The sequence below is a fragment of the Pyrinomonadaceae bacterium genome, assembly GCA_036277115.1.
Taxonomy (GTDB): domain Bacteria; phylum Acidobacteriota; class Blastocatellia; order Pyrinomonadales; family Pyrinomonadaceae; genus UBA11740.
Genome location: DASUNM010000021.1, coordinates 46,120 through 72,509, shown reverse-complemented (window position 1 = coordinate 72,509; position 26,390 = coordinate 46,120). Strand labels below are relative to the sequence as shown.

Sequence of the window (26,390 nt, the reverse complement as noted above, 5' to 3'; positions counted from 1 at the left end):
AATTTTCAAAGCCCGCGGAGTGGGCGAGAGCCGTTGATGCAACGGCTCTCGCCGCTTCGCGGGCTAACTGGTTTTGGTGTCTTCAATCCTGGGGCTTACGCCCCAGGCTTTATGCTGACGTCCGCTCCGCGGACTCAGTAAAGGCGTTCTTCAACGACGCGGCGGAAGGGTAAGGGCGAACCCATTTCTTTTTACGTTCTTCACGCACGACGTGTCTAAATTTTTCGTCGTACCTCGCTCAACAAACGCAGCCATGACACCCACGATGCAGTCGCTGCCCTGCAAACCGCCGAGACCATGGGCGCCATGCGGCACCACAAGGTGCAGGCTATTCGAAAGATGTTTTGCGACCGCGTCCCCGTGTGCCGGCGGCGTTACCGGATCCCATTCGCCGGTGAGAATTAAAACCGGCGCGTCGCCTTTAGTCGGCTCGCTGTAGTCTTTCGAAATCGTCGCCCGCGGCCAGAGCGCGCAGGCTTCTCGCTGTTGACGCAGGCGATAGTCGCCGAGAAAAGTGTTGGCCGACAGCCGTTCGCCTTCGCCGGGTTTGATCCAGGGAAGATCTTCCGCGCACGTAATTGACAGGTAGAGGCCGTTGCTGCCGGTGGCGACGATTTGCTGGCGGTACATCAGCGCCGCTTCGGCGAGGGGCGCAAAGTTTCCCTGGGCCGCCAGGTGAATAACCAAAGGTACTCGACTCGCCGCCCGCGGCTGGTAGAGCATGTAGCGAATGGCTTCGGCCGCCAAATCGCGTGAGAGTGAAACTTTCGCAGTGGCTGAGTTCGGGAGACCGATTGCAACTTCTATCGGTCCCTTCAAGAGTCGTTCAAGAACCGCTTTTGTTTCCTCACGCAAATTCGGAAACGCTTTATTGCATGCGTCATCGCCGCCGCATTCAGCAATGATTCCCTGCAGCGCGCGCTCGTTCACGAGGGCAAAGTCGCGCGGCATAAACTGGTTCGTCGGCGCCACGCCCTGCAAAGTCACCGTGCGGACGCTCTTCGGATGGCGCTTGAGATAAACCAGCGCGGCGCGGGTTCCATACGAACCGCCGAATAGATTCAGCCGTTCGTAACCGAGCGCGGCGCGTACTTCATCGAGATCATCCATGGCGATCGGCGTGGTGTAGAGCTTGAGATTCGCTTTCGGCTCTAATTCCTGGCGGCACTTACGCACGTCTTCGAGCGGGAAAAAGTATCCGAGGTAGCTTTGCGGATTGGCGGGATCAAAAAGTTTGCAGTCCAGTGGATGCGAGCCGCCGGTGCCACGCTGATCGATAAAAACCATATCGCGACGGGCGCGGATGGGGGCGAACACCTGGGCGATGCCGGGAGCATCTTCGGTCGCGGAAGAACCAGGGCCTCCGGGAATATAGACGAAGGGATCAGGTTCACGCGCCGGTCCCGTAGCCGGAAATACGACCACCTTGAGGGTGATCTGCCGTCCTTTGCGCGCCGCGCGGTCTTCGAATACCTGGTAAGTCCCGCAGAGAACTTTCTCAGTAACTCCCGTAACCTGACAGGGCGTCAGTTCAAGCCGTGCCGGCTTTTTTGCATCTTGTCCCGCCGCGACGCTTAGCAAGCCGAAAGCGACAAGCGACAGACCCGTGACTGTGATCAATAGTTTTCGCATCGATGTTGATATAGCGCTTTCTGGAGACGAGAACAAGTTTTGCCGCGCAAGGCCCGAAGGGCCGAGATTCAATAGCCAGACCGTCAGGTCGTGGTGGAGGTGTATGAACATTAATGAGGTCCGAAGGACGGGGATGGTTCATGTCGGCCCTTCGGGCCTCAATATTCTCTTGTGATTGTTACCCCGACCTGACGGTCGAAGCTAATACGTCTCGGCCCTTCGGGCCTCTTCACCATTTGTGCGTGTCTATGGACTAATTTGTTATCTTTACCGGTCATATACTGTTTTCAAAAAACACCAGCATGACTCTGACCATCCAGCTGCTGCGTCACGGACAGACAGCGCTCAGTCGCGATGACGTGTTCTGCGGATCCGGGCTTGATCCGGAGTTGACCCGTGAAGGATTGGAGATGGCCCAGGCTTTTGCCGCGGCCTATCGCACAAAACCATGGCGCGCGATTTACTCCAGCAGTCTGCGACGAGGCATCACTACCGCGCAGCCTCTATGCGATGAGTTGGGACTTGGAATGCAGGTGCGTGCTGACTTGAACGAAATCAGCTACGGCAAGTGGGAAGGATCGAGCAAGGCGGACGTCGACAATCAGTATCACGATGATTACATCAGTTGGCTCGCAGATCCGGCCTGGCACGCACCGACTGGAGGCGAGTCGGCAATTGCCGTGGCCCGCCGCGGTTTAGGAGTAATCGATGAAATCAAGCGGGAGTTTGATGACGGCAACGTCCTGATTGTGTCTCACAAAGCCACGATCAGAATCATTCTTTGCAGCTTGCTCGGGATCGATGTCGGCCGCTTTCGTTACCGGCTCGGCTGTCCGGTGGGTTCAGTTAGTGTGGTGGAGTTTTCTACATCCGGGCCCCTGTTGCACACGCTCGCTGATCGTAGTCATTTGAGCGAGGCAATGCGATCCTTGCCGGGAACGTAGCAATGCAGTGAGCAGTGAGCGGTGAGCAGTGAGCGGTGAGCAGTGAGCAGTGAGCAGGAGTCTATCCACCGAGTTGATCCATCGGTTCATTGAACCCATGAATTCAATGAGTCAATGGATCAATGAAACAATGAGCAATAAGTGAATGAGGCAATGCCCCGCGTGATTCCCTTTTCCATACTCGATCTAGTTCCGGTAATACTCGGTGAGACGCCCCGCGAGGCGCTGCCGAAGAGTCTCGACCTGGCTCAACACGCCGAAAGGTTTGGTTACACGCGGTACTGGGTTGCTGAACACCACAACATGACCGCGATTGCCAGTGCGGCGACCTCTGTGGTGATTGGTTACCTCGCGGGCGGCACCAAAACTATTCGCGTAGGATCCGGTGGGGTGATGCTGCCTAATCATTCGCCGCTGGTAATCGCCGAGCAGTTTGGCACGCTCGAATCGATCTATCCGGGACGCATTGATCTCGGTCTGGGCCGCGCGCCGGGAACTGATCAACGAACACTTCACGCGTTACGCCGCGATCCGAGACGCGCCGATGATTTTCCGCACGACGTTTTGGAGTTGCAGGCGTTACTCGGGCCGGTGAAGCCCGGCCAGGCGGTGCGCGCGGTTCCCGGCGCCGGCACAGAGGTCCCCATCTGGATCCTCGGATCAAGTTTGTTCGGCGCAGAGCTCGCCGCAACCCTCGGACTGCCTTACGCCTTTGCTTCACACTTCGCGCCTGGCGCGCTGTTTGAAGCTCTCGATATTTATCGCCGAACGTTCCATCCTTCGAAACAGCTTGATGGTCCCTATGCAATGGTGGGGGTGAATGTCGTGGCGGCGGAAACGGATGAAGAGGCGCAACGTCTGTTCACCACGGTGCAGCAGTCATTCACAAACCTGGTGCGTGGCACCGGCGGGAAGTTGCAGGCTCCCATCGACAACATCGAAGAGTATTGGACGCCGGCGGAAAAGCGCGCGGCTTCGCGCATGCTGGAACACTCGATCGTCGGTTCGAGGGAGACGGTGCGCAGAGGGCTGGAAAGCTTTGTTGAGCTGACTAATGCCGACGAGTTAATGGTGGTCACGAGCCTCTATGATCATGCGGCGCGTGTCAGGTCGTATGAGATCGTCGGGGAGATTCGTTCATTGAGCCATTGACTGATTGATTCGTTGATTCATTGATGCAATGCTCGAGTGGTCGCCGAGTCCGCGGAGCGGACGGCAGCATAAAGCCTGGGGTGGAGCGTAGCGGAACCCCAGGAAGCCGTCGTCGCAAATTTTCAAAGCCCGCGGAGTGGGCGAAAGCCCCATTGCCTCAACAGCTGTCGCCCGCTTCGCGGGCTTGGTTCGTTTTCCGACGAGTACCTGGGGCTGACGCCCCAGGCTTTATGCTGACGCGCGCTCCGCGCGCTAAACCGCGAACGTAGCTCAACGCAAATAGGGCGCGACGTTCTTGGCGATCTGATTGAACTCGGCTTCGGTAAGCGGCAAGCGGCGGAACGAGGCCCAGCTCTCGCGCGGATGGAGATTGCCTCCAGCCGCAGCATCCGAACCAAACAAGATTCGTTTCGCTCCCACCTGGCGAATTCGCTTAGCCACGAGGGCAGCGTTGGCCGGCGAAATATTCAGATCCACACACGACGCCACATCAAACCATAGGCGACGCGCACGCGGATCGCGCCGCTCGACTGCGGCGGCGAGTTCAGCCATCGCTTCATCCGCCCGCGGATCATTGTAGCCCGGTCCAGTCCCCGCCAGATGCGCCACTTGCACATCAACGTTCCGAACCAGCGGCAGCAGTTGTTCCAGAAACACACGCGCCTGAACAGCGCCATACGGCCGCTGTTTCGAGATGGATGCGCGCAGGTGCACCACGATTGTCATGCGATGCTTATTGGCTGCGCGGAAGACTCGGCCTACCTGCTCGACGTGCGCCGGATTCTCGAGCTGTACATCTGAGTTACCGAAATGCAGCTTGAGACCGCGCTTGAGATTTGGATCTTTCGCGCACCGTTCGAGTTCGGCGAGCGCATAGTCCTCGAGCGGATTGAAGCTGCAGAAAACGCGCAGGCGTTTCGGATAGAGCGCCGCCTGCGCGCTGTTCCAGTCGTTCTCAGCACGGACTTTGGTGTATTCGTCTTCGATGGTGCGCGACGGATTCCCCCAGGTGTAAGCAACCGAAAGCAAAAGAGCGCGCTGAATGCCGGCCTTGTCCAGCAGCGCAATCACGTCCGCCGCCGCGAGGGTTTGCGACTCGGGCGCGCCGGGCATGAGCAGCTTAACTAATGGCGGACTGAAGATGTGTTGGTGATGGTCTGCGGCCGGAGGAGTTTGAGCGCGCGCGACTGTCGCCAGAATGATGAAGGCGAGGATCCGCAAAAGCTGAGATTTCATGGTAAGTGGAGTATACGCCTCACGCGGTGGGCAGTGGGCGGTGGGCAGTGGCAGTCCAGAAGTGCGCGGAGCGCACGCCAGCATAAAGCCCGGGGCGTAAGCCCCGGGAACCGTCGAGTTAAATCTAAAAGCCCGCGAAGCGGGCGGCAGATGTTGCGTCCAACGAGCTGTCGCCCGCTCCGCGGGCTTGGTTTTGTTTATTCGCGATCCTGGGGTTTGCTCGCTTCGCTCGCTGCACCCCAGGCCGGGGTCCCCAGCCGAGCATCTCGGCTGGGGTGGAAGTCTTTACGCTGACGTCCGCTCCGCGGACTCACACTTCAGAAATTCGTAAACAGCAAATGATTGTTAGGCGTGGAGCCTCCTCCTAACAGACCTCCGCCGGTGCCAGTCACCACTCCCTTAGTAGAGAGGTTCTTGATCGCGGTCTGCACCTGAGCCGGAGTAGCCCCCGGGTTGAGTTGCAGATATTGCGCGGTCACGCCCACCACGTGCGGAGTCGCCATCGAAGTGCCGCTGATGGTGTTGGTGGCCGTGTCGCCTGTGCCCCACGCCGAAGTGATATCCACGCCCGGCGCATGCAGGTCAACGCAGGTCCCATTGTTGGAAAACGAGGCCTTCGCATCGTTAATGTCCGAAGCCCCGACCGTAATGCCTTCGGCAACACGCCCCGGCGATTGGTTGCAGGAATTTACCGGGAAGCCCAAAGCATTCCCGTTGCCGGCCGCGATCGAAGTGGAGACACCGTCGTTGATCATATTGCGCACCGCGGTGTCGAGCGCAGCGTTCGCGCTGCCGCCCAGACTCATGTTGGCTACCGCAGGCTGTCCGGCTTGATGATTTCCAGTAACCCAGTCCACACCCGCGATGATCGCCGACGTAGAAGTCGAGTTGCCGCAACCAAAGACACGCACCGCGACCAACGTGACGCCCTTGGCAACGCCGTAAGTCGAACCACCGATCGTTCCCGAGACGTGCGTGCCGTGTCCGTTGCAGTCCTCAGTGCTGGGCGTCGCGTCAACGGTGTTGATGCCCGCGAGCACGCGTCCAGCGAGATCCTGATGAGTGGCGCGTATGCCGGTATCAATGACATAAGCCTTAACGCCGGCTCCGGTCGCGCTGTAAGTATATGAAGCCGACAGCGGCCGATTGCGCTGGTCAATCCGATCCAGTCCCCAGGTCGGATTGAATTGCGTCGCTGAGAGCGTCACGAGGCTGTCTTCCTCGACGTAGGCGACCCGCGGATCCAGACTTAACAGGCGCGCTGCCGCTTCCGGCATCCGCACTGAAAAACCCTGGAGCGAGTGGCGGTAAATGTGATTTACCTCTCCTCCGTAAATTCCCGTCAGGAGGGCGGCAAGTGTCGGCGCTAGCGAGTGTTCACCTCTCGGCCCCGCCGCCGAATCATGTAGCACTACGATGTATTGGTCAGCCACCGCATTTTCGACCTTGAGCAGTTTGCTTAGACCCTGAACCAGATCCGGCTGCGCACTGGATGACTGGGTCGAAATGGTAATCCCGGCGAAGAAGGCAACAACAAGCATGGCAACGAGGAATTGCTTGGACTTCGACATGATCTATCTCCTTTTGGTTAGGCAGAGTTGGTCTTACGCGTTTCAAGAACCTTCAGAGTGATCTCCGAAATTGAATGGTTACTTGTCGCCTAGTTCGGGAAATGAAAGTTACGGGACTGGTTATTTCAAAATTGCATTTAGCTTGCGGGAGGGTGTGGATTACTAATTTAAACGCGGGGACGGCCCGAAGGGCCGTTAGGAATTAGCCACGACCGTCAGGTCGTAGTCAAGAAGCCTCCAACACAACGAGGTCCGAAGGATCGGCATGATTCATGTCGGCCCTTCGGGCCTCAATGTCTGTTGGAATGTTGACCCCGACCTGACGGTCGGGGCTATTCCACGACGGCGCTTCGCGCCTGGCCCCGGGTCGGATATTGACCTCACAGCCCGACAGGCGCCGGATAGCCTTTGCCCTTAAGCGCGGCGATCGCGATGACGATCTCGTTTTGATTTTGCGAGCGCGTCTGTTTCGCGGGCTTCGCGACGGCGCGTGTTCCCTTCTCTGTTTTTGCAACCGAAGGACTCGGTGATGGCGCCGTGGTCGAAGCAGTGGAATTGCCGGACATCTTTGCGAGCGCTTCTACCACCTGCGTGCGCTCATCGGCGGTAAGGTCTTCCAGCTTTACTCCGTATGCTTCCAGCACCGCGCGCAGGCCTTCCTCGGTGTTGGTGTTTTGGTCGTACACGTCGCGATAGACGTGCAGGCTGCCGTCCTCGACCGTAATCGTTTCATACCGCAGTTCAACCGGAATAGATTCCTTGAGTTTCACTTCCTTCGTTTCCGTTTTAGCGCGCGCAAATGTATTCAGTTCCGCGTCAGTCAGCATGTTGCCGCCCAGTCCCGCCAGTTGCTTTGAAAATTCACGTATCTGCGGCGTCGTCAGGCCGACACAACCATGCGAGCCAAACTTGCCGAGTTTGGCCGGAGACTTTCCGCCGTGAATGAGCGACGGTCCGCCGATGGGAATCTTGATCGGGCCCAGCGGATTCAAACGACTACCGGCCTCGACCGTTTTTCCAGCGCTGACATTTTTCATCTTCGCTACCCAGGGCTCGTCGGGCGGCGTCCAAGTCGGATTGAAAATAATCGTGCGGGCTTTTCGGTGACCGGTCGGCAAAGGAAATTCGGGATAGCCGATCGCGATTTTGTAAGACTTCACCAGCCGCCCACCGTCAAACACATCCATCCGATATGCCGGAGCGTTCACGATCACTCGCGTGTCGGTGGGGACTTCATTCACCTTCGCGGTGCCGCTTCCTGCCGTTTTGTCGGACGCGTCTTCACCGCGCCAGAGTTCATTAACCAGGGCCGCAAGTTGTCCGGACTTTTCCTCGCCGATCACTGCCTTGATCTTCTCTTGCGCGTCCGCGTGAGCGCGCACGCTTCCCTCTCGCTTTTCCAACTCTGCCTCGTCCAGTTTAGCGGTCTCAGCGCGAGCCAGTTCCTTCAACCTGGTGACTTCCTCGTCGTTTAGCTTCAGACGGGTTTTCAGTGTTTCGGCGAACGAGTTGTCGGCGAAAAAAGCATCAAGCACGGGCAGCGTGATTGGTTTCACATTGGCAGAATCTGTGTTCAGTGGCGAGGGCGAAGACAACGGTGAAGGTGAGCCGGCGCTGTTCGTCTGAATTTTCGAATCAGGTTGCGGAGTACACCCGGCCGTCAGCACGAGCGCACTTAGAATCGCGATATGAATAAAAAGTCTCATCAATTTCTCCGGTACCAGAAGTAGTTTCTGAGAAATCGTTGCAACGCTCATTCCTGATGTCTGATGCTTTCAAACCGGGATGAATCGGAGTGGCGGTTGACCGATAAGCGAACGTTGATTGGGCTTTCTGTCCACGGGAGGGACGCCTTTCGGAGTGCGGTGAAATGATCTTTGACAGGATTTACCGGGTTAACCGGATTAAGAGATCCACGCGCTGTCGAGCCCGCTCCGCGGGCTGAATATTCTCTTGAACGGCTTCCTGGAGTTCCGCTGCGCACCCCAGGCTTTATGCTGTCGTCCGCTCCGCGGACTAACGTCGCAGCAGTGGATAAGGATTGATGTTGACGCCGTCCCACCAGCGCTTTGGATCGGAGGTCATCGCGATGGAGAAGTGCAGGTGATAGTTCCCGGCCCCGGCGTTCCCCGTATCGCCAACGTAAGCGATCGTTTGACCCTGAATTACGAAGCCGCCTTCATACAAACCGTCGGCATAACGTTCCAGGTGGGCGTAATAGTAAATGAACTTTTGGTCGTCACTTAGCTGGTAGATGGTCGTCCCGCCGGCTTTGCTTTGAAACAGTCTCAGGATTTTGCCCGCCGCAACCGCCAGTACCGGTGTCCCTTTCGCAGCTGCAATGTCGATGGCGTCGTGCACACGTCCGTCTCCGCGTGCCGCGGTAAATGTATCGAGCAGTTGAGCACTGCTTACGCCGGCGACCGGAATGATTAAACCCGACGGTTGAACAATGGGAGCCGGACTGGATTGAGCGTTGCTGTTATTCGCTGTGGGTATAGGCGCGGGAGATACTTCGGCAGATGGACTCACGGAAGTTATCGGGGGCGAAATCGTGAACGGTGATGGCTCAGCAACTGGCGAAGGACTAACGGTGAGAACGTTTCGGTGAGCTTGTCTGCGGCTAAGCCAACTCAGAACGATGCCAAGTGTCGCGAGGAACACCAGCGCGAGCAGAAGAGTTTTCGTGCGTTGCCTTTGTGCCCATTTCATGACGAGACCTGTTTGTGCTCCGGTTAAGGAGGACTCCACAGATTACGCTGATTTAGCGAGCTGATCCATTGAATCATTGACTCATTGTTTCAATGGATCAATGGATCAATGAACCAGGTGATTCATCCCCGCCGAAACATTCGCTCCTGCCCACTCGTAGGACGACTGTCATGAAAGCAATCGTCTATCACGAACACGGTTCCGCAGACGTGCTCAAGCTGGAAGACGTCGAAAAGCCCGTCCCAAAAGACAATGAAGTGCTGATCAAAGTGCGCGCGGCGTCCATCAATCCGCTCGATTGGCGTCTGATGCGCGGCGAGCCAAAGATCATTCGGGTGATGGCCAAACTGATGGGGGGAACAGGAACCGGCCGCCCCGGTGTGGACGTCGCGGGCGAAGTTGAGGCAGTCGGCAGTAACGTCAAAAAGTTTAAGGTGGGCGACGGAGTGTTCGGCAGTTGTGTTGGGGCGCTTGCCGAATACGCGTGTGCAGGCGAAGCGAAGGTCACGCTCAAGCCGGTGGGAGTGACGTTTGAACAAGCGGCGTCGATTAACGTCGCGGGCCTCACGGCCTTGCAGGGTCTGCGCGATAAGGCGAAGCTGCAACGCGGCGAGAAGGCTCTGATCAACGGCGCCGCGGGAGGCGTCGGCACATTCGCGGTGCAGGTGGCGAAGCACCTGGGCGCTGAGGTGACCGGCGTATGCAGCACGCGTAATGTCGAGATGGTGCGCTCAATCGGCGCTGACAGGACGATTGATTACACGAAAGAAGATTTCGTGAACCTGCCGGAACGATACGATGTGATATTCGAATGCGTCGGTAACAAATCGCCTTCCCAACTACAAAGCGTGCTCAAACCTAACGGCAGAAGCATCGGTGTGGGTGCGCCGCACGATCTGTCGATGATTGGCTTGCTGGCCAGCGCCATCTCGGCGATGCGTCTGTCAATGTTCTCAGATCGGAAAGTGACGTCGTTCCTGGCCAAAGGAAACGCGGACGACCTGGCTTTCATAGGAAACCTGATCGTCAGCGGCGAACTAACGCCGGTCATCGATCGAGTTTACGACTTGACTGAATGCGCGGACGCGATGCGACACCTCGAAGAAGGACACGCGCGCGGAAAAGTGATTGTCGCAGTGGGTGGTGAGCGGTAATCACTGAGCAGTGGGCAGTAATCAGTGAACGGTGGGCAGTGGGCAGTGGGCAGTGACGACTTTTAGTCCTTCATTCGTCGTACTCTTCTGAACCCTGCACCCACAGGAACGACTGAACATCGATCATATCGCGCGGCCCCAAGTCACGTTGGTCGCGCCGCACGACTTGGGCAAACTGCAGAAGGTTCTCATAAGTCTCCCACGACGGTCGCGAACGATAACGAAAGTCGAACTCGTATGCGCGCGCCGCAGCGCGGGTAACTGTTGGCTTGAGAAAGATGTGCGTCTCGGGCTGCGCGATAAAACCAAAAACGGTCACGAGCGGCCAGGTCAGGACGCGGGTTTGTTTACGCGGCAATTCCGAGACTACCTGGATCCAGCGTGCGAACCTCCGTTCGAGCGGAGCCTTGCCGTGAAGAAAGTCATACAGGCCTTCCGCAAAGGCACGGGCGCCGGCGGCTGATTTCACCGCGTCGCGCAAAGCCATCTTCTCAAACGAGAAGATCATGCTGTGACGCGACTTTTGCTCAACGCGCACCGCCCGGGCGGCGATCTCCGAGAACTCTCGCTGCCGCAGAAGCCGGGCAAATTCTGGGCGCGACAGTGTCTGTTCCCATCTCTCGTGAGTCTCGACCTTATATTCGCGCTCCCAAGTGATGTACGTGTGGTCACGAAAGCCCTCCGGAAAAAACCGGAGAAATTTCCGACGGCATCTCAACGCGGCCGCGGAGACATTCCTGGTTGTCATGTCCGTGTCCCTTAGTGTCGTGGAGGGAACGCTAACTCGCTTCGACTAAAACGGGGGTTCCGTTGAAAGCGGCCGTACCGCAAAGTGCATCGATGGCTAAATTGTCGGTGAGGTCGTTGATACTCGCGCCGGCATTCTGTTGCGCCACGCCCAATTGGATTCCCTCGCGGTCATGGCCCCAGCCGTGAGGAATGCTAACCACACCGGGCATCATCTCTTCAGATATCTCGATCGGAATCTCGATTGAACCTGTTCTCGATCTCACTACGACTCTTTGTCCCTGCTCCACCGAGCGTTGGGCGGCATCTTCCGGGTGCATGAGCATGGTGCATGCCGGTTTACCTTTCACCAGCCGCTCGCTGTTGTGCATCCACGAGTTGTTACTGCGCAGGCGGCGCCGGCCAATCAAAAGCAGATGACCATTGGTGGTGAGATGCTCGCCCTCCCGGACGCGCGCCCAGGTTTTGAGGCGCTCGATATCTTCAACCAACACTTTCGGGGCGAGCTGGACGCGTTTGTCAGGAGTGCGCAAGCGTTGCGGGAGACATGGGCGCAGCGGTCCGAGATCGATTCCATGTACTTCCTTCTTCAACTTGCGCAGATTCAAACCCTTCGAAAACGGATTGAGCTTGTCGCCGTAAGGTCCGAACCGCAGCCCTAAATCCAGCTGTCTTTCCGGTCCTAAGAACCGCTGGCCAAGCGCACGTTTAAGCTTCCCGACGACGCCGGCGTTTTCCATGCGCGTTTGCAGTTCAAGAAAGATCTGCCACTCGTGCCGCGTCTCACCATTCGTTTCAAACAGCGGCGGCGAAAACTTCGCGATGTTCCGCACTCCAAAAAGATGAAAGGCAATGTCGTAGTGTCCCCGTTCCAGCGGCCCTGTCGGCGGCAGAATGATGTGCGCGTGTCGCGTCGTTTCGTTGATGTAAAAATCAATCGAGGCCATGAATCCGAGACCGGCGAGCGCCCGATCCAGCTCACGCCCGTCGGGCGTCGAAAGCACCGGATTGCCGGCATGCGTCACCAGCGCCTTAATCTGCCCGTCGCCTTCCGTCAGGATTTCTTCCGCGAGCGCGGCCACCGGCAATTCGCCGCCGAACTCGGGAAGTTTGCGCACGCGGCTGTGGTAACGGCCATAACTACCGCGCGGCGCCAGCGACTCGGGCGCGTTGACTGGATCAAAAGCAGGCAGCGGAAACATGGCGCCGCCCGGACTGTCTAAATTCCCAGTCAACGTGTTCAGACAAGTGATCAGCCACTGACAGAGCGCGCCGAACTCCTGCGTGCTGACGCCGATTCTTCCATAGCAGACGGCGGATTCAGCCGTCGCGAATTCTCTCGCCAGCGTTCGTACCTGGTCTGCTTCCATTCCGGTAATCGATGCGACTTGTTCCGGAGAGAAGGCGCTCACCATTTCACGAAGTATCTCGACACCATCCGCGAACGAAGCTAACGAGCCGAGCCGCGTGAGTCCTTCGGCAAAGACGACATGCAGCAGGGCCAGCAAAAAGAACGCATCTGTCCCGGGCCGGATGAACCGATGCTCGTCAACCAGCGCGGCGGTTTCGTTTCGGCGCGGGTCGATGAGAACGACTTTGCCACCACGCGCGCGAATGTCTTTCAGTCTTTGCGGCATGCCGGGCGCCGTCATCAAGCTCCCGTTTGACGCCGCGGGGTTCGCGCCAATCATCAGGAAAAACTTTGTGCGATCGAGATCCGGAATCGGAATAAGCAGTTGATGGCCAAACATCAGGTAACCAGCGAAATGATGCGCCAGTTGATCGACTGAAGTTGCCGAAAATTTATTGCGCGTGTGCAGGCTGCGCAGGAACGGCGGCGCGAACAGCAGCGCGCCGTAGCTGTGCACCGTAGGATTTCCCAGATACGACGCGACCGCATGCCGGCCGTACTGCGCTTGAATCCGTCTGAGGTTTCGGGCGACTTCATCAAAGGCTTCGTCCCACCCGATGCGTTCCCAACCTTGCGGCGTGCGGCGCACCGGATGTTTCAAACGATCTTTGTCGAAATGAAGGTCTTGTAAGGCAACCGCCTTGGGACAGATAAAGCCGCGGCTAAATGGATCGTCTTTGTCGCCGCGGATGTCGAGACTGCCGTCAGCGTTCTGCGTGATTACGATGCCGCAGATCGCTTCGGTGAGATTGCAGTTGCGGTAGTGCATATCTTGTCAGAATCACCTGCGGTAGCGGGTGGTTGAACTTTGAGATTTAAGGAGCGCCAGCCTTGCAGATCAACCACCGGCTACCGCAGGTGGTTCTGACCGGCTCATCGGGCGGCCTGATTCTCAATCGCTTTCGCGGCCAGACGGGTCGCCACTTCAGTCAGTTGCGCTTCTTCGCCGCTCGGCGCCTGCGGCTCGGTGTAATACATCGCGAACGAGCCGAGCACTTTCCCCCGCCGCGACAGGATTGGCGTCGACCAGCACGCGCGCAGGACGGTGCCTTCCGTTAGTTCGCGAAAATCGTCCCAGAGCGGATCGGTACGGATGTCGGTGACCACGACACGCTCGCCGCGATACATCGCCGTCCCGCAAGAACCATGCTTGGGACCAATCGGGGCACCATCGACGGCTTTAACGTAATGATCGGGAAGACTGGGCGCAGCACCATGCAGGATGTGATTACCATCAGGACTGAGTAGCAGGACCGAGCAAATCATCTCGGGTGATTGAGCTTCGATCATCTGGACGAGCGTCGAAAGGATGTCTCTGAGCGGCACGTTCGCGGCGATCATTTCCTCTATCTTCGTCTCACCGTCGCGCAGGGCGCCTTCATCCGTAACGGCGCCGCCACCGAGTTTCTCGCGCAGCGCTTCAGGGATCACCAGCTGCTCAGTCTTCGCTTCCGATTTACTAAAATCCGGCATCAGTTAAGTCTCCTACAGGTCCGTTCGGCGGGTAGTGTCTTACTTTGCGTGTCTTTGCGTCTTAGCGCCTTTGCGTGAACCGTACACTTTGTCACAAGGGCTATTTCACGCAAAGACGCAAAGTCGCAAAGGACGCAAAGAACGAAATACGACACTACTTTCAGCTGGGCGACATTGTACGCCTGAGAATGCGGCGTTACCATCGCGCAATGTTTGCCAGAGCCATCGTGCGCCCGCCGGCTCCGAACTTTGCCGAAGGTTTGACGACGGCGGGATTGGGCCCGCCGGATTACCAACGCGCGCTCACACAACACGAGGCGTATTGCGCGGCATTGGAGCGGTGCGGATTGACAGTGACTCGGCTGGACGCGGACCCGAATTTCCCGGATTCGTGCTTTGTTGAAGATGCGGCGGTCGTCATTCCGGAATTTGCATTCCAGTGTGCCCGCGATCCAGTCCCGACGCGCGTGGTCCTGACGCGGCCGGGTGCCGCCAGTCGTATGGGTGAGGTCGAGAGTATGCGCGCCGCTCTGGAGCAAATGGCGCCGGAGTTCGCCATCCAGCAGATTCAACCGCCGGGTACTTTGGACGGCGGGGACGTTTGTGAAGCGGGGGAACACTACTTCATCGGCCTATCGGAACGAACCAACGAAGCGGGCGCAGAGCAACTGGCCCAGTTTGTCACCGCGCACGGCTACACGGCCGGATTTGTCGATATACGCACCCACGATTCGCTGCTGCATCTGAAGAGTGGCCTGGCTTATCTCGACAGTAATCAACTGGTCGTCACGGAAACACTTGCCGAGCGGAAAGAGTTCGAGGACTTTGATCTTGTGGTCGTGCCGCGCGGCGAGGAGTATGCCGCGAACTGCATCACGGTAAACGATTACGTTTTGGTCGCGTCGGGACACGCACAGTTTGCAGAGCAGCTGCGGACACGAGGGCTTAAAACTCTGGCGCTCGACATGAGCGAGTTTCAGAAGATGGATGGCGGCTTGAGCTGTCTGTCGCTGCGTTGGTGACCCGGTTTATTGTTTCGCCCTCACTCACTCTTCGGCGTAAAATATGGCTCCCAAACCAACCGTCGCATCGAGGAGAAAGACTATGAACATTCGACATCGGCTGTTTTTGCTTTCCACCGCTGTGCTGCTGGCCGCGGCTACGTTTACGCAGACAGCATCGGCCCAACCAAAGAATCTGCAACCTGAGTCCCGTTTCGCAAAACTCGATGACGCGCGCGTTCATTACGTGAGTTACGGTAAGGGTGACGATGCGCTGGTGCTGATTCATGGATGGACGCAAAGCATCGACGCCGCGTGGCGCGATCAGATTCCGGAATTCGCGAAGCACTACCGCGTGATTGCGCTCGACCTTCCGGGGCACGGCCAGAGCGACAAACCTCAGTTCTCAAAGGACCCGGTGCCAAAGGATCGGCCGAGGAAGCCATTCGTTTATTCGATGGATCATTTCGCGCGGGCGGTGGCGGCCGTGATGCTCCACGCGAAAGTAAAGCGCGCCGTGCTCGTGGGACATAGCATGGGGACGCCGGTCGCGCGTCAGTTTTATCGCAAGTTTCCGCAGAATACGCTCGGAATTATCATTGTTGACGGATCGCTGAGGCCTTTCGGCAACCCGGCGATGATCGATCAGTTGATCGCAAACCTGCGCGGCCCAAACTACAGCGCCTCTATCGATCAGATGTTTGGAATGATGTTTGGCGGCGGACTGTCGGCTGAGGCTCAGCAGCGAATCAAAGCCTCAACGGCAAACACTCCGCAGCATGTGCTGGTGGGCGCGTTTGAAGGCATGGTTGATTCGGGGATTTGGGGTGAAGACAAAATCAATCTGCAGGTGCTGGCGATCATGGCTAAAAATCCGTTCTACCCGCCGAACGTCGAGGAATCATTCCGCGGCATCGCCCCGAAAATGGATTTCCAATTGTGGGACGGAGTCGGACATTTCCTGATGATGGAAAAGCCCAGGGAGTTCAACGCCGCTGTGATTGCGTGGCTGGACAAAAATGGGCTGCTGAAGAAGTAGTCCGCCGGTACGCATATCTCGTGCATGCTGCACGCCGGATACGTGCGTATCCAAGACCTCAATTTCGTCGGATGATCGCGAGCGACACGTCATCGGCGAGTGAACGCGTCGCCGCGAAATCCTGTACCGCGCCCAGGACTGAAAACAGAGCAGCGTCAGCCGAACTGGCTTGCGAGTCGCGCAGGTGCTTTTCCAGACGAGCGTTACCGAACTCTTCCGCGGTGCTGTTCCGTGATTCCGTGATGCCGTCGGAATAGATTAGCAACGTGTCGCCTTTGCCGAGGACGCACGAGCCGCATTCATACTCCGCATCGCCCAGCGCGCCGAGCAACATCCCACCTTCCGTCAACAACTCGAGTTCTCCATTCGCGCGCAGGAGCATTACCGGCGGATGTCCGGCACTGCAATAGCTGAGCAGGCCCGTGAACGGATCGAGTCGCGCCAGAAACAGGCTGGCGAGCGGGCCGAGCGGCGCCGTGCGACACGCGTCGCGGTTCACATCCGCAACGATCGAATGGGGCGCCGCTACCGGCGTGGTGTGCGCGCGCACCAGGCCGACCAGGTGCGGCGTCCACATGCCGGCGGCGAGGCCTTTACCGCAAACGTCACCTAATGCCATCACGATGTCATTCGCTGATTGCTCGACGGTGAAGAAATCACCGGGCAGTTGGCGCACCGCGAAAATCTCGCTTGCGATCTCAAAGTCACCGAAGCGGACCAGACGCGGCGCACACAGCCGCCGGTGCACCTGCGCCGCTTCGAAGATCGATGTGTGCAGTTCAGCGTAGTCTCGCTGCAATTCTGCCAGTTTCGACTCGAGTTCCTGCCGGCCCGGCTTCCGGGAAGCTGTTCGGCGCGGCGCGTACGTGCGGACTTCGAGAGCGGGTTTGGCAGCTAAGCGATTGTTGAGAGAGCGCGTCATGAAAGCTCCGGCTTTGTCAGAACCACCTGCGGTAGCGGGTGGTTTATCTTTGAATGTTGGATACTCTACCTGCACTTCAACCGCCCGCTACCGCAGGCGGTTCTGACTTCTTGTATCAACCAACGAACTTATAACCAGTTCCGTGCACGGTAAGAATGAAACGCGGCTCTTCCGGATTCGGTTCCAACTTCTGCCGCAGGTGCACGATGTGTGTGTCCACGGTGCGCGTGTTCGGATAATTCTCGTAACCCCAAACCGCGTCCAGCAGCCGATCGCGACTCAACGTTTCCGCCGGATGCGCGACGAAGTATGCGAGCAACGCAAACTCCTTCGCCGAAAGCTCCACACGCGACCCGTTTCGCATTACTTCGTTGCGCCGCACATTCACTTCGACGTCGCTGAATTTATATATCTCGGGTTCGGGTGAGTGCGGTGAGGCGCGACGTAAGACGGCTTTGACGCGCGCCATCAGCTCGCGAATCGAAAACGGCTTCGTCACGTAATCATCTGCGCCCAGTTCCAGGCCGACGACTTTATCGACTTCCTGACCGCGCGCCGTCAGCATGATGATTGGCAAAGATGGTTTCTTCGCTTTGAGCTGCTTGCACACGTCCAGCCCGCTCATGCGCGGCATCATCACGTCGAGCACAATCAGGTCGGGTTCGTCAGCCAGCGCGCGCTCAAGCCCTTCCACGCCATCGCTCGCGCTGATGACCTCGTAGCCTTCATATTCAAAGTTGTCGCGCAGACCGGCGACCATTGCCGGTTCGTCTTCGACAATCAAAATGCGCGTCTTCTTGCCGTTCAGTACTTCGACGACGGCGGTGTCGCCATTTGCGTGTCCGTTAGATTTCACTTTGCTGCTCATGTTGGCTCCTCAAGAATTACCGTTACTGCGCCCTCCGTGACGGTCGATCTTATGTCTTCCGTTCAACGGCAGCGACAGAATGAACTTACTTCCCTTGCCCGGCGTGCTCTCGACCGTAACGTTGCCGCCGTGCGCATTGGTGATGTGCCGCACCAGCGACAGGCCGAGGCCGCTTCCTTTTGTGTTGTGCACGAGCGGGTCGCCGGTGCGATAGAACTTTTCGAAAATCTTTGTCTGCTCGCGGCGCGTGATGCCGATGCCGCGATCCTCGACCTCCAACTTTACGGCGCCGTTCTCGCGATAGAGTCTGACGCCGAGAAACTTCTCTTCCGGCGAATACTTCAGTGCGTTATTCACCAGATTCAAGAGCGCACGCGCCATCGCCTCGCGATCGACGTAGACGGCCGGCAGGGTTTCGTCGATTTCCTCTTTCAACGTAAAGCCCTGCTGTTCGATTTGATACCGATACGAATCGAGCGTGTTGCGCACGAGATCGGCGATGTCAGTCTCGCGAAATTCGTATTCCTTGGCGCCGGCTTCAATGCGCGAGAAATCCAGAATGTTGTTGATGAGTCCGGTCAGCCGCTCACTCTCTTTGCGGACGATCCGGTAGTACTCCTGTTTCTTTTCCTTGGTCGTGATCCGGCCCAGCTCAAGTGTTTCTGCGTACAAGCGAATCAAAGCGAGCGGCGTGCGCAGCTCATGCGAAACGTTCGAGACAAAATCCGACTTAAGCTTTGCCAGCGCCATCTCTTTGCTCACGACGCGTTTGGTGAGGATGAGTCCGATCACAATCAACCCGGCAAGTATTCCGAGGATGATGAAATTACGCCGCATCCAGGTGGCGCCGAGCTGGTTAATGCTTGTGCCCTGAAACTTGATCCCCATCGACAGCCCGCCGAACACCGCATCGAATCTTCGTGAGGCTTCCGGCTTCCCCTCTCCCCATCCGGCCGTCATCGTTATCGGTTTCAGCTCGCCCTTGCCTTCGTAGTCAGTGAAATAGATCATCATCGCGACCTGATTGCCGCTCTGATCGCTGGATCTCGCATCTACAATCTCTTTCAGCATTCCGGGAAAGAAAGTGTTCTTGAGATAGCGGGGGTCGACCGAAACGCAGCCGAACGAAACGCGGTCCCTGGGCACATTAGGATTGGTAAAATACGTAGCCAGGAGATGCATTTGACCTTCAGGGCGTTTGGTAGGTTCGTTATAAAAGGCGAATGGTCGCGATTTCTTGTGCAAACTCTCGACCATCTGCCGCCCTTCCATCCCGAACCAACCCTTAAGCACGTCGGCAAGATGTTCGCGCTCTTTGCGCACATATTCGTCTGAAGCTTGCGACGGCTGCGAACGAGAAATCATTCCTTTCTCGTCATACATCATCGCGTGCACGAGATGCGGATTTTTCTTCAACAGCTCATCCAGCGCCTTCTCTTTCTCCTGGACATTGAGGGACGGAGGCGGAAAGCTGTTGCGCGCATCTTCGATCACTGGCATGAACTTCTTGACGATCGTCTTTTCTGAAATCGCGAGGTACTCGCTAAAGTCGCGGTGGATAGCCGCCTCGAGTACTTTGGCGCGCTTGAATGTTTGCAATTGATAGAAGTTGACGACGATAAGAGCGGCCGCCGGCAAAAGCACGGCAATGCCGAGCGTCAGGATCAACCGAAAGCGATTGAAGCCGCCCAGGAATTTTCGTTTCTTCATATCGGGACCTCTGACCAAATCGCGGTCAGTATAAGACGCAGGGGGCACCGGCGTGTCAAGGTCAAGTAAAAAGATGTCAAGAGTTGTGAAGACCAATCCTCCGATCTCACGATTACGGTGATTAAAACGAGAAGTCGGCCTGGCGACCTGGAAGCGTCTTTGTCGCATAGGCTTAGGGCTTTTCAGTTTTCTTTAATCTGTGTAATCTGCGTAATCTGCGGATTCCATCTGAGATGCTCTTCCTACAGTCCAATCTCGCCCAGTCTTTTCAATCCCCGTATGTGCGCGTGCTGTTGGGGGCGATCGCGGTGGCGTTGCTCTACGTCTTCTACCGCGAAGTAAGAAAGATTCCCGCAAAGCTGTTCACGCTGATGATCACGGCGTTCGTCGATATGGTCGGACTGCTGATGATCATTCCGCTGCTGCCTTTTTATGTAAAGAGTCTGGGCGGCAACGGCATCGATGTGCTCGGATTCAATCTCGGCATCGGCACAATTTCCGGAATCATCGTTGCCGCGTTCACCGTGGCGCAGCTTCTCAGTGCGCCGATGTGGGGAAGATTTTCTGACCGCGTCGGACGGCGGCCGACCTTGCTAATCGCGATTGGCGCGGCCGGGATCTCGTATCTGGTCTTTGGCTTTGCGACCTCGCTTTGGGTCCTGTTCCTTTCGCGCCTCGTTCAGGGCGCCGGCGGTGGAACAGTCGGCGTGATTCAGGCTTACGTGGCGGACTCGACAGATCCAAAGGACCGGACGCGCGCGCTGGGTTGGTTGTCCGCCACGACAAATCTGGGTGTGGCATTAGGCCCGGTGTTGGGATCGTTTGCGATTACGTTGGGCCAGCGAGATTTGATGCCCGGAGCGGCGACGCTGCAGATGGGCCCCGCGATGCCGGGCATCCTGGCCGCGGCGCTGTGCGGGCTGAACATGATTTTCGCGTGGCGTTATCTTACAGAATCCCGCGAAGCGACGGTGCAAAGTTCATCGGATGTCGCGCCGCGGAAGTCACGTGAAGCGGCCTGGAGCATCCTGGCCCAGCCGAGCGAACCCTCGTCACGGTTGATTCTGATCTACGCCATCAGTATTGGCGCGTTTCAGGGAAGCTTCTCAGTCCTCGCATTGTTTCTTAACGCGCGTTTTCAGGTAACCGAGCAAACGATCGGTTACTTCTTCATGTACACGGGCGCAATCTCGGTCTTTGCGCGCGTACTTTTGCTGGGACGCATGGTTGACTGGCTGGGTGAAGCAAAGTTATCCCGGCTCGGTCTGATCTTGCTCGCGGCCGGTGTCGTTGGAATGCCCCTCTCGCAGAATCTCGGGATGCTGGCGATTGCGACCGCGTTGATTCCGCTTGGCACTGCCTTCACCTTCCCCTGCGTCACCGCGCTGCTCTCCCGCGTCATTAATCAACGCGAGCGCGGGCTGTACATGGGCATGCAGCAGACTTACGGCGGGGTCGCCCGCATCATCGCGCCGCTCTTTTACGGCTGGGCGTTTGATTCCCTGGGAGTTTCGTCGCCTTACTTCTTCTCGAGCGCGATCATCGCGGCGACGATCTTTTTAGGATTCGGATTGGATAAGTACGTGAAGCAGGAACGCGCCACCGCCGCGGGCTTGGCTCAGACAGTTCCCGCAAAGGAAGTCGCCGCTGCCAAGTCTGGAAGCGCCGACTAGTTACTGCAAAGCCTTCGCCGCTTCGAGGACCTCTTCCGGCCGCGCCCGCACAAAAAGATTCTCTGTCACCATTCGCCAGCGAACTGTTCCGGACGCATCGATTAGGAACTCTGCCGGACGCGCGACGCCTGCGCCGTTTTCTCCCTGACCCTCGTGGACCAGATCATAGCGGCGGATCGTCTCGAGTTTAGGATCCGAGAGAAACGTAAAAGTGTATCCGGCTTTTTGCAGCATGTAGTCGCGATTTATCTCGGGCGCATCAATACTGATCGCGACGGGACGGATTCCGGCTTCGTTAAACTTACTGAGATTCTTTTGGATGCTCCGTAACTCGGAGTGACATATCCCTCACCAATAGCCCCGGTAAAAAATTAGCAGGACGCCTTTTGGTGGTTTGTTATTAATCGGCTGAGACAACAATTGAGCCAGCGTGGTCGGCTGTGTGTTCGGATCAGTGAGAATGAAGTCGGGCGCCTTTTGTCCGACCTGTGGCGCTGCGGCCGAGGCCGGCAGACGCCTGCCCTGGACGAAGTACAAGAACAGAAACCCCGCGATCAGTAGTAGTCCTAGCGCTCCGGCCAAAGTGCTGAAAATTTTTGAGACGATTCTCTTGTCAGGTTTGAAAGCCCGGCGCAGTCCAAGGACTAAAAGCACCAGCGCAACTGCGAACAGGATCAAATTGACCCACGGAAAATCCCGCGTAATTGGCCACTCAATGAACAGGAAGGTATAGCTAAGAAACGCAAACAACGTCAGTAAAAATCCCGCCCAAAGCGGCCAGTTAAGCTTTTTCATGGCGGAACTATTTACCACAAAACGGCGTATTAGAACCAGGATTAGGCAACGCGAGCGACGTTGCTGCGTCTAAACACGAAAGGCTTTTTGAAATTCTTGAGCTTTTCCGCACCTCAATGTTATCTTCATGGCGGCCGCGCTGGCCGTTGTCACCAATTGACCGTTTCTTTTAACTGAGGATCCGACATGCAGAAACTGCAACCGATGTTAGTTCGTCGTTTTTTTGGTGTTTTAGCTACTGTTCTTGCCATCACAACTTTTGCCGTCGCCCAGGAGACTCCACAAAGAGCCACCTACGTAAAGATAAAGAACTTCGGGCAGATGGACGATCGCTTTTTCCGCGGGGCGCAACCCAAAACTGAAGAAGATTACAAGGCTCTGGCCGCGCTGGGGATCAAAACGATCATCGACTTGACCGACGATCCAAAAGAGTACGAGAAGCCGTTGGTCGAGTCGCTGGGAATGAAGTACGTACACATTCCCATGATCGCGAAAAAGTATCCCACTCCAGCAGCTACGGAAGCGTTCTTAAAAACCGTGAACGACCCGAGCACCGGAAAGTTTTACCTCCACTGCGCCGGCGGCCGGCATCGCACAGGCGCGATGGGTGCGGTTTATCGTTACGAGTTTTACAACTGGGACTTCGACAAGGTTTATCAGGAAATGAAGCAATACGACTTCTACACGAGCTGGGGTCACGGCGCGTTCAAAGACTTCGTGAGGGACTATCACGCGAAGAAGCAAGGGAACAACGCGAACGCCGCTGAGGCGCCACAAAAGGACGACAAGCAGTAAGTCGTGCTTTAGTTGAAAGATGAGAAGGCCGCTCTGATCACTCAGAGCGGCCTCTTTGTTCGTAGCAGGGGACGTTCTTGCTGGAAGCTGGCGCGAAATTGGGATCAGCCCGCAGGGCTGAAAGAAGAGTAGCCGGGGCGTTGAGCGCGTGAGCGCGATACCCCCGGATCGAGTGTCTTTGGATTTCTGACCCTTGAAAGGGTCACAGAACTTGTTTGCACCCCTTCAGGGTGCGCATTCCGCGCTGACGTTTCCGGTTCTACGCTTCGCTGCGACCCCCGGCTACTCTCTGACAACCCTGCGGGCTGCGAACCTGGTTGATGGGCCAAGTAGATTAATACCGACTAGAGTCCATCGAGACTTACTTGTAGATATACGTCTGGCTGTCTTTCTGTTCCCACTCGACGCTGTCGATGTTCTCTCGATCGGCTGCGAGTATTTCCTCGCTCAAGCGGTCGGTGCTGATGGCGGCATTCATGTGCACGACGTAAACGATCTTCCCTAGTGGATCGTCTTCATCCTGCCGATTAATCTCACGGAGTTCCATGTCGAATTTGTGCCGGTTGAAAATTCCCTTCAACACATTGTGGGTGTGATCGACGTTCTTAGATTCGACCGCGACCTCCATTGATCGAAACACCTGCGATTGCTCAAACGACTCGAGAATCGCGAGGGCAAGCAGCACAAACAGGCTCAGAATAATCGCCATGTCCCAGCGACCGACACCCGCGGCCAGCCCAACGCCGAGACAAACCAACAGCACAGTGATCTCTTTCGGATCGCGAATGTTGGTGCGAAAGCGAACCAGCGATGCGGCCGCAAAAATGCCGAAAGCGCGCGCCGCGCTGTCACCCACGACCATCATCATCGCCGCGGCCACCACGGCCATCAGAATCTGTGTCTGCCCGACAAAAGGATTGCGGCGGCTGACCGCGACTCCCCGACGCGGACGGAACGCCAGAATCGCGGCGAGCAAAGCTGCCAGGGCAAATCGCAAAGTGACGATCGCCGCTGTGGCGGCCCAGTTTCCGGAATGTGACGGCGCTACATCCGGCGAACTCTCAGCAAATAAATCGCCAAACAACGTGCCGCTATTCCGTTTTGCAGGCTCAGGTGAACTCTTTGGCGCTTCAGCCGGAGACGACTTGGGTTGGGCGCCGACACCTGCGTCGGCAGTCGCGGCGGCGTTGTTGATATCTGGGCGATCGCGAAGCACGTAAGCCAGGCCACCGCTTATCAGCAGGATGAGTGCGAAAGTACTTAGGACTGTCAGACTAAGCCTGTTCATCTCTTCATTCCTTTACATTGACGCGGCGAATTTATTGCGCGTGCTTGGCCCACAACCGCCGGCGCTTCATTGGGTGGACGCTCCCGCCCGATGGTGCGCTGTTGCGGCCTTCAAAAAAGAGTTGGCTGTTGAATGGTTCCTCACCCACGCCGATTTGCGGTTTCTGATAAGTGCCTTCCGCCGTCAGAATCCGCGCGGCCATGTTGTCGCGTAAGTAAGCGGGCACCACGACGTCTTTCAGGTATGACTTAAGTTGCTCATCCCGCACCGGCGTCACAACCTCGACGCGCCGGTCCATGTTCCGCGACATCCAGTCGGCTGAGCCGATGTAAACCTCGTCATCGCCGCCGTTCGCAAAATGAAAAATGCGACTGTGTTCCAGGAAGCGGCCGACGATGCTGCGCACGTGAACTGTTTGCGACAGCCCGGGCACGCCCGGACGCAGCATGCACGAGCCGCGCACGATCAGATCGATTTTGACCCCGGCTTGCGACGCGCGATAGAGCGCATCGACTGTGTCCAGATCGGTTAACCGGTTCACCTTCGCGGCGATGTAAGCTTCGCGACCAGCTTCGGCGTGTTCCCGCTCACGTTCGATCAAACTCAACATCCGATGCCGCAGGTTCACAGGCGCGACCAGAAGCTGCTTGTATTCTTTTTGGAGCGAGAAACCGGTGAGGAAATTAAATAAGTCGGTCGCGTCCTCACCGATTTCCGGATCGCTGGTAAGCAGGCCGAGGTCCGTGTAAAGCCGCGACGTGGTCGGATTGTAGTTGCCCGTCGCAATGTGCGTGTAGGTTTGCAGACCTTCTGCCTCGCGCCGCACGACCAATGCAAGTTTGCTGTGCGTCTTCAGATTCACGAGTCCGTAAACCACGTGCACTCCCGATTCGGCCAGACGCTTCGCCCATTCGATATTGTTCTCTTCATCGAAGCGTGCCTTGATCTCGACCACCGCGGTGACTTGCTTGCCGCGCTCGCTCGCCTCGATCAGGGCCTTTGGAATTGGCGAGTTCTTCCCGGTGCGATAGAGACAAATCTTAATCGCCACCACCTGCGGATCGTGCGCGGCCGCCTGAATGAACTCAACGACCGTCGTGTAAGACGTGTACGGATGATGCAGCAGGACATCCTGTTTCTTCAGCGCATCAAACGGAGAAGTCTTGCGGCGCAAAGGCGCCGGCACCGTCATCTGGATCGGCTTATCTCTCAATTCAGGGCGTTCGAGATCGTAAAGCTCCATCAGGCTGCCTGCACCCAGCACGCTGTCGATCACATAAACATCGTCGCGCTGAATACCCATCGACTTAACCAGATAGTCCACCATCTCCTGGGGCATCTGCGACGAAACTTCCAGACGCACCGGCAAGCCAAACCGGCGCTCGCGCAGCGACTCTCTGATCAAGCCGAGTAAATCCGCTGCTTTGTCTTCTCTGATTTCGACGTCCGCATCTCGCGTGACGCGAAACATATAGCCTTTGCTCAACTGCGCGCTGACGAACAAGTGGTGAATGTTCGCTTCGATCAGCTCTTCCATCAGCACGAACCGCTGCTCGCCTTCTTTTACCGGGACCAGACGCGGACAGAGCGGCGGGACCTTAATGCGCACGAACCGCACGGTGTCTTCAGTTGCGTATTCGCCGCTGATCAAAGCTCCGGTGTGCGCGTGATCGGCGTGGCGTTCCGCGGTCAAACCAATGTTCAGGCTCAGGTTCGACATGTAAGGAAACGGGTGCGCGGGATCGACGGCCTGCGGCGTCAACATGAGGAAGACGTTCTTCATGAAGTATTCGGACAGGCCCTTCTTTTCCGGTTTCGTCAGTGACGCGTACGGCATAATCACCACGCCGGCGTCCTTCAATCCCGGAATCACTTCGTCGCGCAACAAGCGACTGTGCTCCTCGACCATCGGCAGCACCCGCTCGCGAATCACTCTCAATTGATCGGCTGGACTTAGCTCGCCCGGCATCGGTTCCAGCTCATCAGCCTCAAGCATTTCCTTCAAACCGGAAACGCGCACCATGAAGAATTCATCGATATTGCTTGAGAAGACCGCGAGAAACTTCAGTCGCTCGAGCAAAGGCACCGACTTGTCCGCGGCCTCTTCCAACAGCCGCTTAAAGAACTCGAGCTGCATCAGGTCACGGTTGAATACTGACCACGAAAGAAAGCGATGGCGCTTCCCTTTTTTGCCGTCAGGAGATTTCCGTTCGGGGTCGAATATCGGCTGGTTATTATTGGGTTTCATGAATGACAGGACGAATCTC

22 protein-coding genes are annotated in these 26,390 nt (G+C 57.1%); 7 read left to right on the top strand and 15 right to left on the bottom strand.

What is annotated here, in order from left to right; all coding sequences use genetic code 11:
• Positions 1 to 150: 150 nt before the first annotated feature.
• On the bottom strand, positions 151 to 1,632 hold the full coding sequence (locus VFX97_04625; GenBank protein ID HEX5702480.1) for an alpha/beta hydrolase: 1,482 nt from the start codon (positions 1,630 to 1,632) through the stop codon (positions 151 to 153).
• A 302-nt stretch (positions 1,633 to 1,934) separates the two neighbouring features.
• On the opposite strand from VFX97_04625, the gene VFX97_04620 reads away from it, so the two are divergent.
• On the top strand, positions 1,935 to 2,576 hold the full coding sequence (locus VFX97_04620; protein HEX5702479.1) for a histidine phosphatase family protein: 642 nt from the start codon (positions 1,935 to 1,937) through the stop codon (positions 2,574 to 2,576).
• Between the two features lie 153 nt (positions 2,577 to 2,729).
• On the top strand, positions 2,730 to 3,728 hold the full coding sequence (locus VFX97_04615; protein ID HEX5702478.1) for an LLM class flavin-dependent oxidoreductase: 999 nt from the start codon (positions 2,730 to 2,732) through the stop codon (positions 3,726 to 3,728).
• A 270-nt stretch (positions 3,729 to 3,998) separates the two neighbouring features.
• Here the strand turns inward: VFX97_04615 and VFX97_04610 are convergent, their stop codons facing one another.
• From VFX97_04610 to VFX97_04595, 4 genes are all read right to left on the bottom strand, one after another.
• Complete coding sequence (locus VFX97_04610) at positions 3,999 to 4,964, bottom strand: amidohydrolase family protein (GenBank protein ID HEX5702477.1); 966 nt, start codon at positions 4,962 to 4,964, stop codon at positions 3,999 to 4,001.
• A 317-nt stretch (positions 4,965 to 5,281) separates the two neighbouring features.
• The gene (locus tag VFX97_04605) at positions 5,282 to 6,535 is read right to left on the bottom strand and encodes a S8 family peptidase (GenBank protein HEX5702476.1); all 1,254 of its coding nucleotides are present in this window, start codon (positions 6,533 to 6,535) and stop codon (positions 5,282 to 5,284) included.
• Between the two features lie 380 nt (positions 6,536 to 6,915).
• A complete protein-coding gene (locus VFX97_04600; protein HEX5702475.1) occupies positions 6,916 to 8,241 on the bottom strand; it encodes a L,D-transpeptidase family protein in 1,326 nt (441 codons plus the stop codon).
• Positions 8,242 to 8,551: 310 nt separating this feature from the next.
• The gene (locus tag VFX97_04595) at positions 8,552 to 9,247 is read right to left on the bottom strand and encodes a peptidoglycan DD-metalloendopeptidase family protein (protein ID HEX5702474.1); all 696 of its coding nucleotides are present in this window, start codon (positions 9,245 to 9,247) and stop codon (positions 8,552 to 8,554) included.
• Between the two features lie 170 nt (positions 9,248 to 9,417).
• Here VFX97_04595 and VFX97_04590 point away from each other — a divergent pair, with 170 nt between their 5' ends.
• On the top strand, positions 9,418 to 10,401 hold the full coding sequence (locus VFX97_04590; GenBank protein ID HEX5702473.1) for an NAD(P)-dependent alcohol dehydrogenase: 984 nt from the start codon (positions 9,418 to 9,420) through the stop codon (positions 10,399 to 10,401).
• A 70-nt stretch (positions 10,402 to 10,471) separates the two neighbouring features.
• On the opposite strand, the gene VFX97_04585 is transcribed toward VFX97_04590, so the two are convergent.
• The 3 genes from VFX97_04585 to VFX97_04575 all read right to left on the bottom strand — a co-directional run bounded on the left by VFX97_04585 (position 10,472) and on the right by VFX97_04575 (position 14,032).
• Entirely contained in the window at positions 10,472 to 11,149 is a 678-nt protein-coding gene (locus VFX97_04585; GenBank protein ID HEX5702472.1) for a hypothetical protein, read from the bottom strand.
• Positions 11,150 to 11,180: 31 nt separating this feature from the next.
• A complete protein-coding gene (locus VFX97_04580; protein ID HEX5702471.1) occupies positions 11,181 to 13,328 on the bottom strand; it encodes a molybdopterin-dependent oxidoreductase in 2,148 nt (715 codons plus the stop codon).
• A 104-nt stretch (positions 13,329 to 13,432) separates the two neighbouring features.
• Positions 13,433 to 14,032, bottom strand: coding sequence for a GAF domain-containing protein (locus VFX97_04575; protein ID HEX5702470.1), 600 nt, complete (start codon positions 14,030 to 14,032; stop codon positions 13,433 to 13,435).
• A 209-nt stretch (positions 14,033 to 14,241) separates the two neighbouring features.
• On the opposite strand from VFX97_04575, the gene VFX97_04570 reads away from it, so the two are divergent.
• Entirely contained in the window at positions 14,242 to 15,054 is an 813-nt protein-coding gene (locus VFX97_04570) for an arginine deiminase family protein (protein HEX5702469.1), read from the top strand.
• 82 nt (positions 15,055 to 15,136) lie between these two features.
• Complete coding sequence (locus VFX97_04565; GenBank protein HEX5702468.1) at positions 15,137 to 16,072, top strand: alpha/beta hydrolase; 936 nt, start codon at positions 15,137 to 15,139, stop codon at positions 16,070 to 16,072.
• 58 nt (positions 16,073 to 16,130) lie between these two features.
• On the opposite strand, the gene VFX97_04560 is transcribed toward VFX97_04565, so the two are convergent.
• The 3 genes from VFX97_04560 to VFX97_04550 form a co-directional block, all read right to left on the bottom strand.
• Positions 16,131 to 16,994, bottom strand: a complete 864-nt coding sequence (locus tag VFX97_04560) for a PP2C family protein-serine/threonine phosphatase (GenBank protein ID HEX5702467.1) — start codon at positions 16,992 to 16,994, stop codon at positions 16,131 to 16,133.
• 115 nt (positions 16,995 to 17,109) lie between these two features.
• Positions 17,110 to 17,862, bottom strand: a complete 753-nt coding sequence (locus VFX97_04555) for a response regulator transcription factor (GenBank protein ID HEX5702466.1) — start codon at positions 17,860 to 17,862, stop codon at positions 17,110 to 17,112.
• Between the two features lie 9 nt (positions 17,863 to 17,871).
• The gene (locus VFX97_04550) at positions 17,872 to 19,572 is read right to left on the bottom strand and encodes a HAMP domain-containing sensor histidine kinase (protein HEX5702465.1); all 1,701 of its coding nucleotides are present in this window, start codon (positions 19,570 to 19,572) and stop codon (positions 17,872 to 17,874) included.
• A 233-nt stretch (positions 19,573 to 19,805) separates the two neighbouring features.
• On the opposite strand from VFX97_04550, the gene VFX97_04545 reads away from it, so the two are divergent.
• On the top strand, positions 19,806 to 21,245 hold the full coding sequence (locus VFX97_04545) for an MFS transporter (protein ID HEX5702464.1): 1,440 nt from the start codon (positions 19,806 to 19,808) through the stop codon (positions 21,243 to 21,245).
• Here VFX97_04545 and VFX97_04540 read toward each other — a convergent pair whose 3' ends face one another.
• Both VFX97_04540 and VFX97_04535 read right to left on the bottom strand, forming a co-directional pair.
• On the bottom strand, positions 21,246 to 21,590 hold the full coding sequence (locus VFX97_04540) for a redoxin domain-containing protein (GenBank protein HEX5702463.1): 345 nt from the start codon (positions 21,588 to 21,590) through the stop codon (positions 21,246 to 21,248).
• 3 nt (positions 21,591 to 21,593) lie between these two features.
• Entirely contained in the window at positions 21,594 to 22,040 is a 447-nt protein-coding gene (locus tag VFX97_04535) for a hypothetical protein (GenBank protein HEX5702462.1), read from the bottom strand.
• 186 nt (positions 22,041 to 22,226) lie between these two features.
• Between VFX97_04535 and VFX97_04530 the strand changes: the two genes are divergently transcribed.
• Entirely contained in the window at positions 22,227 to 22,835 is a 609-nt protein-coding gene (locus tag VFX97_04530; GenBank protein ID HEX5702461.1) for a tyrosine-protein phosphatase, read from the top strand.
• A gap of 361 nt (positions 22,836 to 23,196) precedes the next feature.
• Here VFX97_04530 and VFX97_04525 read toward each other — a convergent pair whose 3' ends face one another.
• Positions 23,197 to 24,123, bottom strand: coding sequence for a DUF4956 domain-containing protein (locus VFX97_04525; GenBank protein ID HEX5702460.1), 927 nt, complete (start codon positions 24,121 to 24,123; stop codon positions 23,197 to 23,199).
• Between the two features lie 31 nt (positions 24,124 to 24,154).
• A complete protein-coding gene (gene ppk1 / locus VFX97_04520; GenBank protein HEX5702459.1) occupies positions 24,155 to 26,371 on the bottom strand; it encodes a polyphosphate kinase 1 in 2,217 nt (738 codons plus the stop codon).
• Between the last annotated feature and the right edge of the window lie 19 nt (positions 26,372 to 26,390).

Bases quoted from the DNA above. Each gene is read 5' to 3' on its own strand.
- VFX97_04625 (HEX5702480.1), bottom strand. From the start codon at position 1,632: ATGCGAAAACTATTGATCACAGTCACGGGTCTGTCGCTTGTCGCTTTC.
- VFX97_04620 (HEX5702479.1), top strand. From the start codon at position 1,935: ATGACTCTGACCATCCAGCTGCTGCGTCACGGACAGACAGCGCTCAGT.
- VFX97_04615 (HEX5702478.1), top strand. From the start codon at position 2,730: ATGCCCCGCGTGATTCCCTTTTCCATACTCGATCTAGTTCCGGTAATA.
- VFX97_04610 (HEX5702477.1), bottom strand. From the start codon at position 4,964: ATGAAATCTCAGCTTTTGCGGATCCTCGCCTTCATCATTCTGGCGACA.
- VFX97_04605 (HEX5702476.1), bottom strand. From the start codon at position 6,535: ATGTCGAAGTCCAAGCAATTCCTCGTTGCCATGCTTGTTGTTGCCTTC.
- VFX97_04600 (HEX5702475.1), bottom strand. From the start codon at position 8,241: ATGAGACTTTTTATTCATATCGCGATTCTAAGTGCGCTCGTGCTGACG.
- VFX97_04595 (HEX5702474.1), bottom strand. From the start codon at position 9,247: ATGAAATGGGCACAAAGGCAACGCACGAAAACTCTTCTGCTCGCGCTG.
- VFX97_04590 (HEX5702473.1), top strand. From the start codon at position 9,418: ATGAAAGCAATCGTCTATCACGAACACGGTTCCGCAGACGTGCTCAAG.
- VFX97_04585 (HEX5702472.1), bottom strand. From the start codon at position 11,149: ATGACAACCAGGAATGTCTCCGCGGCCGCGTTGAGATGCCGTCGGAAA.
- VFX97_04580 (HEX5702471.1), bottom strand. From the start codon at position 13,328: ATGCACTACCGCAACTGCAATCTCACCGAAGCGATCTGCGGCATCGTA.
- VFX97_04575 (HEX5702470.1), bottom strand. From the start codon at position 14,032: ATGCCGGATTTTAGTAAATCGGAAGCGAAGACTGAGCAGCTGGTGATC.
- VFX97_04570 (HEX5702469.1), top strand. From the start codon at position 14,242: ATGTTTGCCAGAGCCATCGTGCGCCCGCCGGCTCCGAACTTTGCCGAA.
- VFX97_04565 (HEX5702468.1), top strand. From the start codon at position 15,137: ATGAACATTCGACATCGGCTGTTTTTGCTTTCCACCGCTGTGCTGCTG.
- VFX97_04560 (HEX5702467.1), bottom strand. From the start codon at position 16,994: ATGACGCGCTCTCTCAACAATCGCTTAGCTGCCAAACCCGCTCTCGAA.
- VFX97_04555 (HEX5702466.1), bottom strand. From the start codon at position 17,862: ATGAGCAGCAAAGTGAAATCTAACGGACACGCAAATGGCGACACCGCC.
- VFX97_04550 (HEX5702465.1), bottom strand. From the start codon at position 19,572: ATGAAGAAACGAAAATTCCTGGGCGGCTTCAATCGCTTTCGGTTGATC.
- VFX97_04545 (HEX5702464.1), top strand. From the start codon at position 19,806: ATGCTCTTCCTACAGTCCAATCTCGCCCAGTCTTTTCAATCCCCGTAT.
- VFX97_04535 (HEX5702462.1), bottom strand. From the start codon at position 22,040: ATGAAAAAGCTTAACTGGCCGCTTTGGGCGGGATTTTTACTGACGTTG.
- VFX97_04530 (HEX5702461.1), top strand. From the start codon at position 22,227: ATGCAGAAACTGCAACCGATGTTAGTTCGTCGTTTTTTTGGTGTTTTA.
- VFX97_04525 (HEX5702460.1), bottom strand. From the start codon at position 24,123: ATGAACAGGCTTAGTCTGACAGTCCTAAGTACTTTCGCACTCATCCTG.
- ppk1 (HEX5702459.1), bottom strand. From the start codon at position 26,371: ATGAAACCCAATAATAACCAGCCGATATTCGACCCCGAACGGAAATCT.